Raw genomic sequence first — 19,268 nt, forward strand, 5'->3', positions numbered from 1 at the left:
TTTTTAAAGGAGTTGTTATATAAAACTTTATGGATATTAAAGAAATTTTATCAAAACAATTAGATATTAGTGAAAAAAGAATCGAATCTGTTATAGATCTATTAGATGATGGGTCTACTGTAGCATTTATCGCTAGATATAGAAAAGAAGTAACAGGAAACCTTACCGATGTTGAGATTAGAGAGATAGAAAAAAACCTTAAAAAATATAGAAATATTGAAAAAAGACAGGAAGAGATAATTAACTCTATAGAATCTCAAGGAAAGCTTACAGAGGAACTAAAGGAAGAAATCCTATCTACCCATAGTTTAACAATATTAGAGGATATATATGCCCCTTACAAATCCAAGAGAAAAACTAGGGCTGATATAGCTAGAGAATTTGGACTAGATAAGCTTTTAAATCAAATATTTACAGAAGTAGCTAGCATTGAAGAGGCACTTAAACTAGGTGAATCATATTTGTGCGAAGGATTGGATACACCAAAAGAGGCAGTTGAAAGATCTCTAGATATATTAGCTGAGGATATTGCAAATAGTATACCTGCTAGAAATATTATAAGAAGAGATGGATTTATTAGAGCAAAACTTATAGTCAGTGAAAAAGAAGATGAAAAAGGACTTTATGAAAATTATTATGGATTTTCTAAAAAATTAAGAGAAGTTAAATCATTCCAAACGCTAGCTATAAACAGAGGAGAAAAAGAAAATGCTCTAAGTGTAAAACTTGAGTTTAGCGATGAGTACAACAAGAAACTCATAACAGATTTATTTAAAGAAGATAAGGCCTATAATGAATTTCAAACTGATCTTTTAAAATCAACTGTTGATGATGCATATAAAAGGCTAATGCTTCCTTCTATAACAACTGAGATGAGAAATTTCTTAACTGATAATGCCGAAGAAGAGTCGATAAATGTATTTGGCAAAAATTTAAAACCTTATTTATTGCAAAGGCCAATAAAGGGAAAAGCAGTTATAGGACTTGATCCAGGATTTAGGACTGGTTGCAAGGTTGCTGTAGTTGATCAATTCGGAAAATATTTAGATTCTACTGTAATTTATCCTGTAGAACCTCACAAGAAGGAAAGAGAAGCAATAGAAACTCTTAAAAAACTTATAGAAAAATATGACGTAAGTCTCATTGCTCTTGGCAATGCTACCGCATCAAGAGAAACTGAACTTGTCGTAAACAAACTACTAAAAGAAGTAGCTCATGTTAGCTATGCAGTCGTAAATGAAGCTGGAGCTTCAGTTTATTCTGCATCAAGTCTAGGAGAAGAAGAATTCCCAGATTTAGATGTAACAATTAGAGGAGCTATATCCATGGCAAGAAGGCTTCAAGATCCTATGGCTGAGCTTGTAAAAATTGAGCCTAAACATATAGGAATAGGTCAATATCAACATGACCTAGATGGAAAAAAACTTGATGAACAACTTCAAAAAGTTGTAGAAGATGCTGTAAATGAAGTTGGTGTTACAATTAATAATGCCTCATACAAACTACTTGGTTATGTATCTGGTCTAAATCAAAATCTTGCTAAAAGAATAGAGGAAGATTTCAAAGATGGTAAATTGGTTTATAGGAAAGACCTTAAAACTGTAAAAGGTCTGGGAGATAAAACTTATAAGCTTGCAGCAGGATTCTTAAGATTTCCAGATTCACCTGAAATGTTAGATAATACAGCAGTCCATCCAGAATCTTACGATATTGCAAGACAAATAATGGATAAGGACCTTGATAATACTAACTTAGAAGAAATAGCAAAAGAGCTTGAGGTAGGACTACCGACCCTACAAGATATAGTAACTGAACTTAAAAAGCCCGGCAGAGATCCGAGGGAGGATAATCCAGAAGTCATTACTAGACAAGAAATCATGGGTATTGATGATTTGAAAGAAGGAATGATACTTAAAGGAAAGGTTAGGAATATAACTGACTTTGGGGCTTTTGTCGATATAGGTGTAGGAATAGATGGTCTAGTACACGTTTCAAAGATTTCAGATAAGTTTATCAAAAATCCAAACGAAGTTCTAACCAATTCACAAATTGTTAATGTTAAAGTAATAGAGATAGACAAGAAAAAAGAAAGAATAGGTCTATCAATGAAGGATGTAGGAGAAATATGAGATTATCAAAATATTACATGCCAACCCTAAGAGAAGACCCAGTGGATGCTGAAACTGCAAGTCACAAGTATTTAACTAGGGGAGCATTTATAAGAAAACAAGCAAGTGGTGTCTACTCATTTTTACCATTAGGTAAGAAGGTGATCAATAAGATTGAAGCAATAGTAAGAGAATCTATGGAAAATTACGATTCTATAGAAGTGTCAACTTCAATTCTTCAAGCTAGAGAAATATGGGAAGCATCTGGTAGATGGGAAACTTTTGGGCCAGAAATGTTTAAGCTAGAAGATAGGCACAATAGACAATATTGTCTAGGTCCAACTGCCGAAGAGGCCTTTACTGATCTTATAAAAAATGAATTGAATTCTTATAAGCAACTTCCACTAAATATATATCAAATAGTCGATAAGTTTAGAGACGAGAAGAGACCAAGATTTGGTATAAATAGATCTAGAGATTTCCTAATGAAAGATGCCTATTCTTTTGATGCTAGTTATGAAGGGCTCGAGGTTTCTTATCAAAAAATGTGGGATGCCTATGTTGAAGCTTTCGATAAAATGGGACTTGAATATAAAATCGTAGAAGGTGATTCTGGAAGCATGGGTGGTAGAAAAAGCCATGAGTTTATAGCCTTATCGGAAACTGGAGAAGGAGTAATCCTATATACAGATTCATCAGATTATGCTGCAACAGATGAGAAGGCAAGATTTAAACAAGAATTTGTAGATGAGTCAGAAAAAGAATTAGAATTAGTTGAAACTGTTGGAAAAACAACTATAGAAGAAGTTTCAAGCTACTTATCAGAAGATTCAAAACATTTTGCAAAGGCAGTAGATTTGAAGGTAAAAGGTGAGCCTATAATTGCCTTTGTTCCAGGTGATAGAGAACTAAATATGGTAAAACTTATATCCTATCTACAAGTACCTGAACATGAGATAGAAATGTTAGACGATGAGGAAATTGAAAAAATAAGTGGAGCTAAAGCAGGTTATACTGGTCCAATTGATTTAAAGGGTGAAGTAAGAGTTTTAGTTGACGAGTCACTAACAAAGATTAAGAATCTAGTAGTTGGAGCTAATAAAACAAATTATCACTACAAAAATGCTAACTTTGGCAGAGACTTCAAAGGTGAAGTCGTAGAAGATTTATTAACTGCAAAAGAAGGCGATATGGCCTATGATGGATCTGGCATATTAAAGGCAGCTAGGGGAATCGAAGTAGGTAATATTTTCCAACTGGGAACAAAATATTCTGAAAGCTTAGAAGCTTACTTCCTAGATGAAAATGGTAAGCAACAACCATTTATAATGGGATCTTACGGTATAGGGATATCTAGGTCTGTATCAGCTATAGTAGAGCAATATCACGACGACAAAGGCATCTTATGGCCAACATCTGTAGCTCCATTTGAAGCTATAGTGACAATTATAAATCCTAACAAGGAAGATCAAAAAGAACTTGGTGAAGAAATTTACAATAAATTAAAAGAAGAAAGAATAGATGTTTTATTAGATGATAGAAAAGAAAGAGCTGGAGTCAAATTTAACGACAGAGACCTTATAGGAATTCCTTATAGAATCACAGTTGGAAAAGACGCTAGTGATGAAATTGTAGAATACTCTACAAGACGTGAAATGGAAAATGAAAAAATAACTGTAGATACTGCTATAGAAAAAATAATTTCATCTGTAAAAAAAGACCTGTCTTTTAATTAAAAAACGGGTATTATTATACTGAAAGAAAATTTGAACAAGAACTATAAGGAGACAAAATGTTAGTTAATGCAAAAGAAATGTTAGATAAAGCTTATGAAAATGGATATGCAATTGGTCATTTCAATACAAATAACCTTGAATGGACAAAGGCAATCCTAAATGCAGCTGAAGAAAAGAAAACTGCAGTTATAATTGCAGGTTCTGAAGGAGCTATCAAATATATGGGTGGCTTTAGAGTAGTTGCCGATTTAGTTAAAGCAATGCATGATGAAATGGGAATTACAGTTCCAGTTGCTATTCACTTAGACCACGGCTCATACGAAGGTGCTAAGAAAGCTATTGAAGCAGGATTTACATCAGTAATGTTTGATGGATCACACTTCCCATTAGAAGAAAACCTTGAAAAAACTAAAGAAATAGTTGAATTAGCTCACTCAAAAGGAATATCTGTAGAAGCAGAAGTTGGTGGTATCGGCGGAGAAGAAGACGGCGTTACATCAGCAGGAGAACTTGCAGATGTAGAAGAATGTAAAAAGCTTGCAAGCTTAGGAATAGACTTCTTAGCTGCTGGTATTGGTAACATTCACGGTGTTTACCCATCTGATTGGCAAGGTCTAAACTTTGAAAGACTACAAGAAATTTCTGATGCAGTTAAAATGCCAATAGTTCTACATGGTGGTACAGGTATCCCAGATGATCAAATTAAAAAAGCTATCAGCCTAGGTGTATCAAAAATCAACGTAAATACAGAATGCCAACTTGTATTTGCTGAAGCAACTAGAAAATATATCGAAGCTGGTAAGGATCAACAAGGTAAAGGATTTGACCCAAGAAAATTATTAGCTGACGGAACACAAGCTATCGTCGATAAAGTTGAAGAAAAAATCGAAATGTTTGGTTCTACAAATAGCGCTAAATAATAAAATAATTAGAAATGGGGGCCTTTTGGCCCTCTTTTTTCTACAAAGGAAATTATGGATAATTTAAAAGAGAAAAAATTAGTTGAACTTAGAGAAATAGCAAAAGATTTAGGTATCGAATCTATAAGCAAATATAGAAAAGATGAATTGATTAAATTAATTGAACAAGAAAACATAAACAAAGACGAACAAAAAAAGGAAGATGAAGAAAACGACCTTGGAGAGAAGTTTGACTGCGAGGGCATTCTTGAAATTCTTCCTGATGGATATGGATTTTTAAGAACCGAAATGTATGAAAGCGGTGATGACGATATCTACGTTCCACCTAAACAAATCAAGATGTTTAGATTAAAAACCGGTGATTTCATAAGAGGTATAGCAAGAGAAAAATACGCTAGAGATAAGTTTGCACCTTTAATATATGTATCAGATGTAAATGGAATAAAACCGGGTGTAGCCTTCAACAGGCCTTTGTTTGAGGATTTGACACCAATATATCCTAATGAAAAAATCAGTCTAGAAACTGGCAAAAATCATTTTTCTGAAAGAATCATAGATTTTATTAGTCCTATAGGTCGTGGTCAAAGAGGGTTGATTGTCTCCCAACCTAAAGCAGGAAAAACTACTCTAATAAAAGATATAGAAAGATCTATAGAAAAAAACTACGATGATATAAAAATAATAGTTCTACTCATAGATGAAAGACCTGAAGAAGTTACTGATTTTATAAGATATGTAAATGAATATAGAGACCCTAATAATGAGCTTATGAGAACTGAAGTTGCAGCATCAACATTTGACAAGCCACCTCAAAGTCATATAGATATGGCGGAGATGGTATTAGAAAGAGCAAAAAGATTTGTCGAAGAGAAAAAAGATGTGGTAATACTCCTAGATTCAATTACAAGGCTTGCAAGAGCTTATAATATAATGACTCCTCAATCAGGAAGAACCCTTTCTGGAGGACTTGATCCACTTGCTCTAGTTGGACCAAAACAATTCTTTGGAGCTGCACGAAATATAGAAGGAGGCGGATCTCTTTCTATATTAGCTACTGCCTTGGTAGATACTGGATCTAGAATGGATGATATGATCTTTGAGGAATTTAAGGGAACTGGCAATATGGAAATCCACCTTGATAGAAGACTTGCTGATAGGAGGATATTCCCAGCCATAAATATTGAAAAATCATCAACAAGAAGAGAAGATCTGCTCCTAACAGATAAAGAATTAGAAGCAGTAGTAAAACTTAGAAAGTCAAACATGTCCAATGCAGAATCTATAGTTGAGCTTATAGATTGGATGAAAAGAACTGAAAGCAACAAGCAATTTATAGATTTGATAAATAAATCTTATTAAGTCTTGAAATATTAATATATCCATGGTACAATATTTATTGCTTATTGAAAGAAGAAACAAGAGGTGTTCATATGAAAAAAGAATTACATCCAGAATATCACCAAGCTAAAGTAACTTGTATTTCATGTGGAAATGAATTTACTGTAGGTTCTACTGAAGAAGAAATCAAAGTAGAAGTTTGTGGTAATTGTCATCCATTCTACTCAGGAAAACAAAGAAATGCTGAACGTGGTGGTAACGTTGAGAAATTTAACAAAAAATACGGTAGAAAATAATCAAGATAATAAGGTAAGGCAACTTACCTTATTTTTGTGTAAAAAATAATAAATATGATTATAAAAGAATACTTAGATAAAAACTACGATATAAGTCTAATAGCCCTAACATATCTTTTGGATACCAATAAGAGCAATATAATACTAAGAAGTGGAGAAGAGCTTGATAAAGATATTTCCACTAGGCTTGATGAAATAATAGATAAATTTGAAAAAGGATACCCTCTCCAATATGCTATAGGTGAGTGGGAGTTTTATGGGCTTAACTTTAAAGTTGACAAAAGAGCTTTAATACCAAGATTTGAAACAGAAATTATTGTGGACTATCTCATAAATTCAGACTGGAAGAAAGATAAAATCCTTGATATAGGAACAGGATCAGGTGCTATAGCCTTAAGTTTAGGAAAAAACTTAGAAAAAAGCGAGATACTGGCAAGCGATATAAGTGATGATGCCTTAGGTCTTGCAAGAGAAAATAAAAAAAGAATCGGCGTAAGAAATGTATCTTTCATAAAATCTGATATATTTGAAGAAATTTCTGGAAAATTCGATATAATAATATCAAACCCACCATATATAAATAAAAGTGACTACGAAAATTTAGATCAAAGATTATACCATGAGCCAAAATCTGCTTTATTTGCAGAAGAAAATGGTCTTTATTTCTATAAAAAGATTGTAAGTGAGGCAAATAATTATCTAAATTGTGGTGGTAAGCTCGTTTTTGAAATCGGATATGATCAAAAGCAGAGTTTATTTGAGCTTTTGAACAAATTTGATTTCAAAAATTTGAAATGTATTAAAGATTACAACGATTTTGACAGGTTTATAATCGCTGAGAAAGGATAAGAGATGTTTGAAAATATTGAACATATAAAAGAAAACTATAAGGATCTTGAAAAAAAGATGATAGATCCTGAAGTTTTATCAGACATTGCAAAATTAACAAAAATTACAAGAGAATATAACTCTTTAAAACCAATAGTTGAAAAGTATGATCAGATAAAAGAAGCTGAGGAAACTATTGAAGAAAATAAAGAGCTTATTAATGAAGCTGACGATCAAGATATGGTCGAAATGCTAAAAGAAGAAATCAAGGAAAATGAAAAACTCTTAGATGAATATAATGAAGAGATGAAAATTCTTCTGATTCCTAAAGACCCTAACGACTCTAGAGACGTTATCATAGAGATTAGACCAGGAGCAGGTGGAGATGAGGCTGGATTATTTGCAGGTGATTTATATAGAATGTATCACATGTATGCAGATAAGGAAGGCTACAAGACAGAAGATGTCGAAGTAAGCTCTCAAGGTGTAGGCGGAATAAAAGATGCAACCTTTATGATCAGAGGAGAAGGAGCATATTCTAGATTCAAATATGAATCCGGAGTTCACAGAGTTCAAAGAGTGCCAGAAACAGAATCTGGTGGTAGAATCCACACATCAACAGCAACAGTTGCCGTTTTACCTGAAGTAGACGAACTTGATGTGCATGTTGACCCTAACGACATTAGAACAGATGTATTTAGATCATCTGGTAATGGTGGCCAATCAGTAAACACTACTGACTCTGCTGTTAGACTTACTCATATTCCTACAGGAATTGTCGTAAGTATGCAAGATGAAAAATCTCAAATCAAAAATAAAGAAAAAGCTATGAGAATTCTTTTGGCTCGTATTTATGAACTAGAAGAAGAAAAAAGAAATAAAGAAATAGCTGACAATAGAAAAAGTCAGGTCGGTACCGGTGATAGGTCTGAGAGAATAAGAACCTATAACTTCCCTCAAGGAAGAATAACCGATCATAGAATTAACAAGACAATTTACCAATTAGATGACTTCCTAAACGGAAATATCGGTGAAATGATCGATTCATTAATCGAAGAAGATCAAACAAGAAAACTAGAAAAAGTTGGCGAGGACGAGTAATTGTTTAATTTTTTAGCTAGAAAGTTTATAAAAAAAACTCAGAGTGAAGATGAGTTTACCCATAGACTTTCACTAATTTCACTATCTTCTATTATAGGAATAATAATCAATGTTTTGTTATTTGCTATGAAGATAGCCCTTGGGTTTGTAATTAATTCCCAAGCGATTATAAACGATGCTTTTAACAACTTATCAGATTCTGTAGTTTCGCTGATGGCTCTTTTGGGATCAAATATCAGCAAAAAACCAGCGGATAAAGAACATCCCTTCGGCCACGGTAGAAGTGAATATGTCATAAGTCTACTAGTTTCAATACTAATTATATATGTTGGTATCACTCTTTTTATAAATTCGGTAAGAAGCTTTGGGAAAGACTCATTTTCAACTTTAAGCGTGATATCTGTTATAATCCTACTAGTTTCAATTGCTTTTAAGATATATATTTATATTTTAAACAGGTCTTTATACAAGAAGCTTGATAGTGACTTAAACCTTGGAGTTATGCTAGATGCAAGAAATGATATAATTTCAACATCAGCTATTATCATAACTGGCTTGTTACAAAAATATGTAAACTTTAACCTTGATGCTATAATGGGTGTTGTAATATCATTTTTTGTATTACAACCTGGTCTTGAGATGTTTAAAGATACAGTAGAAATTCTTTTGGGGAAAAGAGTTGACAGTTCAATTGAAAATGAAATTAGCCAAATTATTATGGCAGAAGAATTGATAGAAGGACTTCATGACCTTCAGATTCACGAATATGGAAAGGGGAGACTTGCAGGATCTGTCCATGTAGAAGTACCTGCAAATCTTACTGTAGAAAAGGTTCATAATGCTATTGATAAGGTTGAAAAGAAAATTTTATCAAAAACAGGAGTCGAGATTACTATCCATATGGATCCAACATATTGTTTGATAGATGAAAACGAAAGAAGATAAAATGGAAACAGAAGTTTTAAGAGTTGATAGAGACAATATCGATCAAGAAATTATAAAAAAAGCAGCTAATTTACTTAAAGAAGGAAAGTTAGTTGCAATTCCAACAGAAACTGTCTATGGACTAGGAGCAAACGGTCTTGATGATTTAGCCTGTAGAAAAATATTTGAGACTAAAAATAGACCAGCAGATAATCCTTTAATTTTACATATTTCTAATATAGATATGTTATATAATCTAGTAGAAGGGGTCAGTGATGAGGCGAGAAAGCTTTTTGATCTCTGGCCTGGTCCTTTGACAATGATATTTAAAAAGTCCAAATTAATACCTGACGCAGTAACTGCAGGGGGAGATACAGTAGCGATTAGATTTCCTGTGGATAAGATTGCAAGGGCAATTATATCTGAGGCAAATCTTCCTATAGCTGCACCATCTGCTAATATCTCAGGTAGACCATCCCCAACTAATGCTGATGACTGCTATTTTGACCTTAAAGGTAAAATTCCTTTGATAGTAGATGGAGGAGAATCTAAAATAGGTATAGAATCTACAGTAATAGATTTGTCAGAAGATGTTCCGACTATACTAAGACCAGGATTTTATACTTTAGAGATGCTTAGAGAAATACTTCCAAATGTAAGGTTAGACGATGCATTAGTAGATGACAATGTTGTTCCAAAATCTCCAGGACAAAAATACAAGCATTATGCACCAAAAGCAAGAATGCAAGTCTATGTTGGAAAAAGAGCATCTGATTTTATTTACAAAAAAGCAAAATCTTACAAAAATCAAGGCATCCATGTTGGAGTTCTTGTATTTGAAGAAGATATAGATAGGTTTGATGAATTTGATAGGATTTCCTTTGGATCTAGAAATGATTTAAACCAAATGAGTCACACTCTCTTTTCATCTCTAAGACAGATGGATAAGCTTGGAGTTGATCTAATCCTTGCTGAAGGTGTTATGGATTATAACTTGGGCAAGAGTATAATGAATAGAATGAAAAAATCTGCCGCAGGCAATATTGAATATTTATAGGAGAAGATATGGGAAAAGTAAACGTACTAAATCATCCAGTAATTAAACACAAAATAAGCATATTAAGAGATAAAAACACAGGAGCTAATGAATTTAGATCTATAGTTACAGAGATTGCAATGATATTAGCTTATGAAGCGACAGAAGATTTAAGCCTAGAAGAGTTTGAAATGGAAACACCAATTACAAAGACAACTGGTTACAGACTTGCGGGCAAGAAACAAGCAATCGTACCAATTCTTAGAGCAGGACTTGGCATGGTTGATGGTGTATTAGAAGTTCTTCCGGCTGCAAAGATTGGTCATATTGGAATGTATAGAAATGAAGAAACTCTAAAACCAGTTGAGTATTATTGCAAACTTCCAAAAGACATTGGCAATAGAGATATCCTTGTAGTTGATCCAATGGTAGCTACAGGTGGATCTGTAAACGACGCCATAGAAAGACTTAAGGAAAGAGGATGTAAGTCTATCAAACTATTATGTATAATTGCTGCTCCAGAAGGAATAAAAGCTATCCAAGATAAACATGACGATGTAGATATTTATGTAGCTCAATTAGATGAGAAACTAAATGAAAATGGATATATTGTTCCAGGCTTGGGTGATGCTGGCGATAGACTATTTGGAACAAAATAGGTTTTAATATGAGTAAAGAAATATTAGTTATAAATTCGAATGGACCGTTAAAAGGAGAAGTTGAAATCTCTGGAGCTAAAAACTCAGCTTTACCTATACTTGCAGCTTGTGTACTAGGAACAGAAGAAATTATCTTAGACGGAGTACCAGAGTTAAAAGATGTTGAGATAATGGTAGAAGTTTTGAAACACTTAGGTTCAAAAGTCGAATATATCGGAAGAAATAGTTTGAAGATTGATTCAAGTGGCATAAATACTTGTGAGACTCCTTATGAATTAATGGATAAAATGCGTGCATCTTTTGTAGTTATGGGACCGCTTTTATCTAGATTTTCTAGTGCTTATACTAAGGCACCGGGTGGTTGCAATATTGGATCTAGACCAATTGATTTACACATAAAAGGATTCAATGCACTTGGAGCAGAAACTAGGATAAATGACGAAGAAATTTCTATAGAAGCAAAGGAAGGGCTAATAGGAGATGAAATCTATTTAGATTTTCCTTCTGTAGGTGCAACTCAAAATATAATGATGGCAGCAACACTCGCTGATGGAGAAACAATTATAGAAAATGCCGCAAAAGAACCAGAAATTGTTGATCTTGCATCTTTTCTTTCAAAAATGGGAGCGAAGATAAAGGGAGCTGGGACATCAACTATTACAATTAACGGTGTAGAAAAGCTTACAGGAACAAGACATACAATAATCCCTGATAGAATTGAAGCTGCGACATATATGCTTGCAGCTGCAATGACTAGAGGAAATGTAAAAATCACAAATGTTATTGGATCTCATATTAGACCAGTTATAGCAAAGCTTATAGAAATTGGAGCTGATGTAGAAGAGATAGAGGAAGAAGATATAATATATGTAAATGCACCAAATAGACTTAAATCTACAAATATTCAAACACTTCCTTATCCTGGTTTTCCAACAGATGTTCAAGCTCAATTCATGGCGCTACTAACTCTAAGTGATGGAGAAAGCAGAATCCAAGAAACTGTTTTTGAAAATAGGTTTATGCATGTAGCTGAACTTTCAAAAATGGGAGCAGTAATCGCAACATCAGGCAATAGAGCAACAATAGCAGGTGTTGAAAAGCTTCACGGAGCAGATGTAAAAGCAACAGACCTTAGAGCAGGTGCAGCACTTGTAATGGCAGGCCTTGTTGCAGAAGGAGAAACTAGAGTATCAGATATCTATCATATAGATAGAGGCTATAGCAATCTAATAGAAAAACTTACAGGTCTTGGAGCAAATATAAAAAGAATAAAAGTTGATTAGGATATAAAATGAAATTAAAAGGCATAGTAACCAACATAATTTTTAGAAATGACGAAAGTGGATATTCCATTATGGCTGTTGAAACTTCTGATTCTGATATTACTTGTGTTGGAACTATGCCTTTTTTTAATGAAGGTGATAGGGTAGAAATGGATGGAGACTTAGTTTATCATGACAAATATGGTGAACAGTTTAATATTTCATCTATCCGCCTAGAAAAACCATCTGATAAAGAATCAATCATTAAATTTTTATCATCAGGAAATCTTAAAGGAATAGGCAAAAAGACTGCTAAGGCAATATATGATAAATTTGGTAAAGAATCTATAGATATAGTTTATAACAATCCAAACCAGTTGCTCGAGGTTGAAGGAATTGGTAAGAAAAAACTTGAAGATATAATCCTTTCTGCCGAGGAATCAAGAGATTCTAGGAGAGCCTTAGAATACCTTCAAAGTTTAAATATATCTTATAACCTATCCATGAAAATTTACAATAAATATGGAGATAATACCATAAGCCAAATAAAAGCAAATCCTTATAAACTAATTGAAGATATAAGTGGAATCGGTTTTACTATGGCAGATAAAATAGCTTATAATATGCAAATGGATTCTAGTTCACGATTTAGGATATCTGCTGGAGTCTATTATATATTAAATACTGAGGCCGACTTTAACGGTCATACTTCTCTTAAAATTGATTACTTAGTAAATAAATCCAGTAGTTTACTAAAAGTAAGAGAAGACAGGGTAAGAGAAGTTGTTGATGAAGATATTATCTCTGGAAAACTTGTTCTTGTGGGAATAAATGAAGATAAATACATATACCTTCCCAAGATTCTAAAGGCAGAAAAATCGGTGGCATTAAGCCTTGCTAGTAAAATGAAAGAAGAATACATATTTGATATAAAGATTGATTATGACTTATCAATATTTTCGACAGAGCAAAAAGAAGCTATCAACAAAGCCTTTGAGACTATGGCCCTTGCTATTACAGGAGGTCCTGGTACTGGAAAAACTACAATTATAAATGCTATCTGTAAGATTCTTTCAAAAAATAATCTTACCTATGCCCTTGCTGCTCCAACAGGTAGAGCTGCCAAGAGGATAAAAGAATCTACTGGAGAAGATGCCCATACTATTCATAGGCTAATAGGGATTAGACCAGATGGAAGCATAGCAGAATTTAACGAAGAAAACCCCATTGATAAGGACTATATAATAGTTGATGAGATGAGTATGGTAGATATTTATCTGATGAATAATCTATTAAAAGCAGTTGGGGAAAATACAGCTATAATTTTAGTAGGTGATAGTGATCAATTGCCGTCAGTTGGCCCCGGTAATGTACTTTCAGATATTCTAGATACCAGTTTAGAATCAGTTAGACTAAAGAAAATATTTAGGCAAGCGAGCGAATCTAATATCATAGTAAACGCTCACAGAATAAATAAGGGAGAATATCCTATATTAAATGAAAAAGGTAAGGATTTCTTTTTCATTGATACAAACGCTCCTAATTTTATTGATAATCTTATAGGGCTTGTAAAAGATAGGCTGCCTAAATATTATAACTTTGATCCAATAACAGATATTCAAATCTTATCACCATCTAAGAAAACTGACCGGGGAGTAGCTAATATTAATAGTAAAATACAGGAAGTTCTTAACAAAGAGAAATACTTCCTTAAATACAATGACAAGGTATTTAAACTTCATGACAAAGTTATGCAGGTTAGAAATAACTATGATTTAAGTCCTATAAATGAAAGTGACGATTACGACGAGGGAGCCTATAATGGTGACATAGGAATAATAGAAAAAGTTGATCAAATTAACGAAAGTCTAGATGTTAGATTTGAAGATGGGAAGCTTATAAGATATAAAAAGGAAGATATAAAAGACTTGGACCTATCCTATGCTATAACTATCCATAAATCTCAAGGATCTGAGTTTAACTGCGTTATCATACCAATGATGCAAGTTGCTCCTATGCTTTTAACAAGAAATTTACTGTATACAGGTGTGACTAGGGCAAAAAAAGTTGTTATTCTATTAGGTAATAAGACCATACTTAAGAAAATGGTAGATAATAATTTTTCAAATAAAAGATATTCAAATTTGTCTTATTGGATAGAAGAAATGGGGAATGTGATTGATGATTGATTTCTTGTTTTTAGATAAGGGTAAGTGTTATTGCTGCAAAAAAGATGAAATATATAAGTATCACCTGTGTGAGAATTGCCTTAGGAAACTCGACTATATGGACAGTAAATATGATCTTTGCGGAAATATTTGCTATAGCATATATTTTTATGATGATTTCATGAAACGAATGATTTGGGATTATAAATTTAACAGAAATACTTCTTTGTACAAAGTTTTCTCGGATATGATATATGACTTTATTATAGAAAATGATCTTTATAATTTCGAGTATATATTAGGATCTCCTTCTTCTAAACAAACTATAAAAAATAGAGGCTTTGATCACATTAGACTAATAGTAGAAGATGTAGCTAAAAAACTAAACATGGCTTATCTTGAAGATTTTAAAAAATTGAAAAATACTAAGACTCAACATACTTTAGATAGAATAGAGAGAAAGAAAAACCTTAACGGTGCTTTTTGTATTGATAAGGATCTAAGTGGAATGAAGATTTTACTTATAGATGATCTAATAACAACTGGGAATACTTGTTTAGAAATAATTAAAGAATTGAAAGATAAGGGTGCAAGCGAAGTTTTAGCACTTAGCCTTGCGACTGAACGTGGTAAAAGAAGATAAAAAAGAGATGATATCGACTAACTTAATTTCTGAAATACAGATTTAAGTAAGCCTATTAATCATCTCTTTTCTGTTATTTATTTTTTGAAGGTTTTACCATGCTATAATCTATCAGTCTGATAGCTTCTTCATCTACAATACCATCATCGTATTGTTTCTTTTGCATGGATGCTGATAATGCCAGTCCAATATTAATTAGAGTTATAAGTTGGAAAGTTCCTCCGTATGAGAAAAATGGGAGAGGTATTCCAGTAACAGGCATAAGTCCTATAGTCATTGCTATATTTTCAAAAATATGGATAAACAACAATCCTGCAATACCTGTTAACATGAGTGTTATAAAGGTATTATTAGAATCTTTAGCAATCATTACTAGTCTCATTATAACAACTGCAAAAAGGATTATAACTACGATTGATCCTATAAAACCAAGTTCCTCAGCTAAAACTGAGAAAATGAAGTCAGTTTCCTTTTCGGGTATATAGCCATATTGAGATTGGGTTCCTTGAAGGTATCCTCTACCTTTTAACATACCAGATCCAATTGCAATAAGTCCTTGTTGTTGTTGCCAGTTACTACCAGAAGTATCTCTAGTTGGATCTAGGAAGTTTTCAATCCTATCAAGCCTGTATCCAGATAAGTTAGTTAAAACAACAAAACCTACAATTAGACCGGCTCCAACAAATATACCAATCCATTTCCAAGATATTCCACCAATAAAAATCATAGCAGCGATAAAGAATACATAAACCATCGCTGTACCAAAATCTGGCTGAGCAAGTATTAGTCCTATTGGAACTCCTGCCATTATTATTACTTTAGCCATGGTCTTTTTATCATTAATATCAAACTTATGTATATCAAGATAAGCCGCTAATGAAAATATAATTCCTACCTTTGCAATTTCTGAAGGTTGGAAAGAAAAAGATCCGATGTAAACCCAAGAGTTAGATCCCCATTCGTCTAGTCCTCTACCTAAAAACAAGGTCATAAGTAAAAGCAGGAGCATAAGCCCATAGACAAACTTATAAGATTTCTTGATAACATCAAGATCCATTGTACATAGGATTAAAATTACTACAAATCCTAAGATGGTGGCAAATAATTGAGTCATAATAGGTTTGATCTCGCCACCATAAGCTGAATAAAGAACAACTAAACCAAAAATACTTAGAGCAATAGTTGCGAAAAGTAAGATTAAATCTAGTTCCTTTAAGTCTTTTTTCTTTAAATTAAACATTAAATCACTCCAATTCTCTAGTTATTATATAACATGAAAGAAGCTTAATCAATCAAAATGTTATTTAATGGGCAAAGAGTATAATAAATAAAGAGGTGATAGTATTTTAAATTCGAGTGAGATTAAGGAAACTTTAGAAATTTTAGATAAGATGTATCCAGATGTTGACTATTCAATGCTTAATTTTACAACACCATTTGAGCTATTGATAGCGACAATTTTATCTGCCCAATCAACCGATGTTAGGGTAAATAAAGTGACAAAAGTGATGTTTGCTGACATGAATACACCTGAACAATTTGCTAAAGCTGATATAAAAACAATAGAGAATTATATAAGAACAGTAGGAATATACAAAAACAAGGCAAAAAATATCTCAGCAACAAGTAAGATTTTGTATAATGATTATGACAGTGAGGTACCAGCTGATATAAAAGAGCTAATGAAACTACCTGGTGTTGGAAGAAAAACAGCTAATGTTGTAGCATCAAATGCCTTTGGTATTCCAGCTATTGCAGTTGATACTCATGTTTTTAGGGTTGCAAATAGACTTGGCTTTGCTAATGCTAAAAATGTAGAAAAAACCGAAGACCAACTTATGAAAAATATTCCCAAAGAAAGATGGAGAAAGACTCACCACCAACTTATCACTCATGGAAGGGCAATCTGCAAAGCCAGAAATCCCCTATGTGAAGAGTGTAATATGAAAATCACTTGTGAATATTATAGGAGAGAGAATGATTAGGATTTTAGCTATTGATATAGATGGAACTTTACTTAACTCCAAATCAATTCTAGATAAAAAAACTATAGATCCTCTAAGAGAATTAGAAGAAATAGGAGTGAGAATAGTTTTAAACAGTGGTAGGGTATTTTCCTCTGTAATGTACTATGCTAATCAAATTTCTAAAAATTCTGTAATAATTGCAAATAATGGAGCTATTCTAGGTACTTATTATGAAAATATAATAAAATCCTATCCTTTAGAAGATGATGTAGTTGATAGATTATATAATTTATCAAAGGAAAACAATCTGGATTTTCATTTTTATGATTTAGACACTTACTATTCTGATACATTTAATGAAAGAAAACTTAAACATTTATTGAAAGATTCAAATGTCAATGGTGATTATTCGGTAAATCTGTCGATTTCTGATAATCCTTTAAAAGATTTAAGATATAAAAATCACAAGGCCTATAAGTTTCAGATAAACGGTGTAAGCGAAGATGATGAAATAGTAAAAATTATTAAAAATGAATTTAACGATAAACTATATTTCACATCGTCCATAAATGGAGTAGTTGAGATGATGACAAAGAATGTGTCAAAACTAGAAACTCTAAAGGAATTTGCGAAAATTACTGGACTAAAGACTTCTAACATTGCAGCTATTGGCGATGGTCTAAATGATTATGAAATGTTAAGTGGAGCAGAAATATCTTTTGCAATGGGAAATAGTAAGGATGAATTAAAAGAGATTGGAAATCATGTAGTAAGGGATAACGATAATGGTGGAATTATAGAAGCTTGTGAGATTATAAAGGAGTATAACCGTTGTTTAATATAGTATTAATTGCTCCAGAACATCCTGGAAACGTTGGAAATATCGGTAGAACATGTGTATTGACAGAATCGAGACTTCACTTAATTAGACCCTTTAAATTTGATTTTTCTGATAGATTTTTAAAAAGAGCGGGTATAGATTATTGGGAACACGTAGATCTAGTTATTCACGATTCTATAGAAGAGTTTATGGAATATATAAAAGATAAGAGATTTTTCTTTGTGGAAACTGGCAGTGATAAGAGATATACAGATGTAAGCTTCAAGGATGGAGATTATCTGATATTTGGCAGAGAAAAAGAAGGAATTGACCAAAAACTTTTGGATGAATATAGTAAACAAGTTATTACAATTCCTATGACTAAAAAGATAGATAGGTCACTTAACCTCGCTAATTCAGTAAGCATTATCCTTTATGAAGCACTAAGACAAGATGGATTTAAATTTTAGTAAGGAGAATATATGTACGATATAATTATAATAGGTGGAGGACCAGCAGGTCTAACTGCAGGACTTTATGCTGGAAGAAGTAAATTAAAAACATTGATTATTGAAAAAGCTGTAGCAGGCGGTCAAATTTCTGGAACAGCTTTTGTAGAAAACTACCCGGGATCAATCCCTGAAGCAACAGGTATGGGATTATCTGAAAGAATGCTAGAGCAAGCAGAAGAATTCTGTGATATCAAATACGAGGATGTTAAGGAAGTTGAGCTTGAAGGCAAGGTAAAAAAAGTTGTAACTGATGGCGGAGAATATGAAGCTAAAGTTATAATTATATCATCAGGAGCAACTCACAGAAAACTTGATGTTCCTGGTGAAGATGAATTTGCTAATAGAGGTGTTTCATATTGTGCGACATGTGATGGACCTTTCTATACAGGTCTTGATATTTACGTTGTAGGTGGAGGAGACTCAGCCCTTGAAGAAGCAAGCTATCTTACAAGATTTGGTAGATCTGTTACAATAATCCACAGAAGAGATGAATTTAGAGTAAGCGGTGTTGTTGTAGACAACATCAAAAAGAACGATAAAATTAAATTAGAATTAGACTCTGTTGTAAAAGAAATCAAAGGTAGCAAGGAATCAGAAGTTTTAGTAGTTGAAAATGTCAAAACTGGTGAAATAAAAGAATTAAAATCTGATGATAATTCTCCAATTGGGGTATTTATATTTATAGGATACATTCCACAAACAGAGATATTTGAAGGCAAGATTGAAATGAATCACGGATACATCCTAACAGATGAAGATATGAAAACAAATGTCGAAGGTGTATTTGCCATTGGTGATACCAGAGAAAAGAAGGTTAGACAAATGGTAACTGCAGCAGGAGATGGATGTATTGCAGCGGTTCTTGCTAACAGATATCTTGAGGGCGTGAATTGGTAAAAAAAGTTGACAAATTTCTAACAAATAAGTAAAGTGTATTTGTAGAAAGAATT

Annotated in this window: 18 protein-coding genes; 17 read left to right on the top strand and 1 reads right to left on the bottom strand. The window is 32.9% G+C overall.

The features are described 5' to 3' along the window. Nucleotides 1–29: 29 nt before the first annotated feature. From E0D87_RS06340 to E0D87_RS06400, 13 genes are all read left to right on the top strand, one after another. A complete protein-coding gene (locus E0D87_RS06340; RefSeq protein WP_130819791.1) occupies nucleotides 30–2,129 on the top strand; it encodes a Tex-like N-terminal domain-containing protein in 2,100 nt (699 codons plus the stop codon). After that, entirely contained in the window at nucleotides 2,126–3,844 is a 1,719-nt protein-coding gene (locus E0D87_RS06345; RefSeq protein ID WP_130819792.1) for a proline--tRNA ligase, read from the top strand. The genes E0D87_RS06340 and E0D87_RS06345 overlap by 4 nt, the downstream gene beginning before the upstream one ends. Nucleotides 3,845–3,900: 56 nt before the next feature. Next, nucleotides 3,901–4,764, top strand: a complete 864-nt coding sequence (gene fba, locus E0D87_RS06350) for a class II fructose-1,6-bisphosphate aldolase (RefSeq protein WP_130819793.1) — start codon at nucleotides 3,901–3,903, stop codon at nucleotides 4,762–4,764. A gap of 54 nt (nucleotides 4,765–4,818) precedes the next feature. After that, nucleotides 4,819–6,123, top strand: a complete 1,305-nt coding sequence (gene rho, locus E0D87_RS06355; RefSeq protein ID WP_130819794.1) for a transcription termination factor Rho — start codon at nucleotides 4,819–4,821, stop codon at nucleotides 6,121–6,123. Nucleotides 6,124–6,194: 71 nt separating this feature from the next. After that, entirely contained in the window at nucleotides 6,195–6,398 is a 204-nt protein-coding gene (gene rpmE, locus E0D87_RS06360; protein WP_004834351.1) for a 50S ribosomal protein L31, read from the top strand. 54 nt (nucleotides 6,399–6,452) lie between these two features. Then, on the top strand, nucleotides 6,453–7,247 hold the full coding sequence (prmC, locus tag E0D87_RS06365) for a peptide chain release factor N(5)-glutamine methyltransferase (protein WP_130819795.1): 795 nt from the start codon (nucleotides 6,453–6,455) through the stop codon (nucleotides 7,245–7,247). Between the two features lie 3 nt (nucleotides 7,248–7,250). Beyond that, entirely contained in the window at nucleotides 7,251–8,327 is a 1,077-nt protein-coding gene (gene prfA / locus E0D87_RS06370; protein WP_130819796.1) for a peptide chain release factor 1, read from the top strand. Continuing rightward, a complete protein-coding gene (locus E0D87_RS06375) occupies nucleotides 8,328–9,272 on the top strand; it encodes a cation diffusion facilitator family transporter (RefSeq protein WP_130819797.1) in 945 nt (314 codons plus the stop codon). Nucleotide 9,273: 1 nt separating this feature from the next. Further along, nucleotides 9,274–10,308, top strand: coding sequence for an L-threonylcarbamoyladenylate synthase (locus tag E0D87_RS06380; protein WP_130819798.1), 1,035 nt, complete (start codon nucleotides 9,274–9,276; stop codon nucleotides 10,306–10,308). A gap of 8 nt (nucleotides 10,309–10,316) precedes the next feature. Beyond that, the gene (gene upp, locus E0D87_RS06385) at nucleotides 10,317–10,946 is read left to right on the top strand and encodes a uracil phosphoribosyltransferase (RefSeq protein WP_130819799.1); all 630 of its coding nucleotides are present in this window, start codon (nucleotides 10,317–10,319) and stop codon (nucleotides 10,944–10,946) included. An 8-nt stretch (nucleotides 10,947–10,954) separates the two neighbouring features. Then, nucleotides 10,955–12,229, top strand: coding sequence for a UDP-N-acetylglucosamine 1-carboxyvinyltransferase (murA, locus tag E0D87_RS06390; protein WP_130819800.1), 1,275 nt, complete (start codon nucleotides 10,955–10,957; stop codon nucleotides 12,227–12,229). An 8-nt stretch (nucleotides 12,230–12,237) separates the two neighbouring features. Continuing rightward, entirely contained in the window at nucleotides 12,238–14,397 is a 2,160-nt protein-coding gene (gene recD2 / locus E0D87_RS06395) for an SF1B family DNA helicase RecD2 (protein ID WP_130819801.1), read from the top strand. A gap of 97 nt (nucleotides 14,398–14,494) precedes the next feature. After that, the gene (locus E0D87_RS06400; RefSeq protein WP_242618449.1) at nucleotides 14,495–15,019 is read left to right on the top strand and encodes a ComF family protein; all 525 of its coding nucleotides are present in this window, start codon (nucleotides 14,495–14,497) and stop codon (nucleotides 15,017–15,019) included. A gap of 73 nt (nucleotides 15,020–15,092) precedes the next feature. Here the strand turns inward: E0D87_RS06400 and rodA are convergent, their stop codons facing one another. Next, the gene (gene rodA / locus E0D87_RS06405) at nucleotides 15,093–16,259 is read right to left on the bottom strand and encodes a rod shape-determining protein RodA (protein WP_130819803.1); all 1,167 of its coding nucleotides are present in this window, start codon (nucleotides 16,257–16,259) and stop codon (nucleotides 15,093–15,095) included. 151 nt (nucleotides 16,260–16,410) lie between these two features. On the opposite strand from rodA, the gene nth reads away from it, so the two are divergent. From nth to trxB, 4 genes are read left to right on the top strand one after another with little or no spacing between them, the layout of a single operon-like run. Then, nucleotides 16,411–17,004, top strand: coding sequence for an endonuclease III (gene nth / locus E0D87_RS06410; RefSeq protein ID WP_242618450.1), 594 nt, complete (start codon nucleotides 16,411–16,413; stop codon nucleotides 17,002–17,004). Then, nucleotides 16,997–17,830, top strand: a complete 834-nt coding sequence (locus tag E0D87_RS06415; RefSeq protein WP_130819805.1) for a Cof-type HAD-IIB family hydrolase — start codon at nucleotides 16,997–16,999, stop codon at nucleotides 17,828–17,830. Before nth ends, E0D87_RS06415 begins: the two co-directional genes overlap by 8 nt. After that, complete coding sequence (locus E0D87_RS06420; RefSeq protein WP_004834572.1) at nucleotides 17,818–18,276, top strand: tRNA (cytidine(34)-2'-O)-methyltransferase; 459 nt, start codon at nucleotides 17,818–17,820, stop codon at nucleotides 18,274–18,276. The genes E0D87_RS06415 and E0D87_RS06420 overlap by 13 nt, the downstream gene beginning before the upstream one ends. A 12-nt stretch (nucleotides 18,277–18,288) precedes the next feature. After that, nucleotides 18,289–19,215: a thioredoxin-disulfide reductase gene (trxB, locus tag E0D87_RS06425; protein WP_130819806.1), complete on the top strand. Its 927-nt coding sequence runs from the start codon at nucleotides 18,289–18,291 to the stop codon at nucleotides 19,213–19,215. The last annotated feature ends 53 nt before the right edge of the window (nucleotides 19,216–19,268 follow it).

Origin of the sequence: Anaerococcus vaginimassiliensis, from assembly GCF_900626155.1 — a bacterium.
GTDB classification, from domain to species: Bacteria; Bacillota; Clostridia; order Tissierellales; family Peptoniphilaceae; genus Anaerococcus; species Anaerococcus vaginimassiliensis.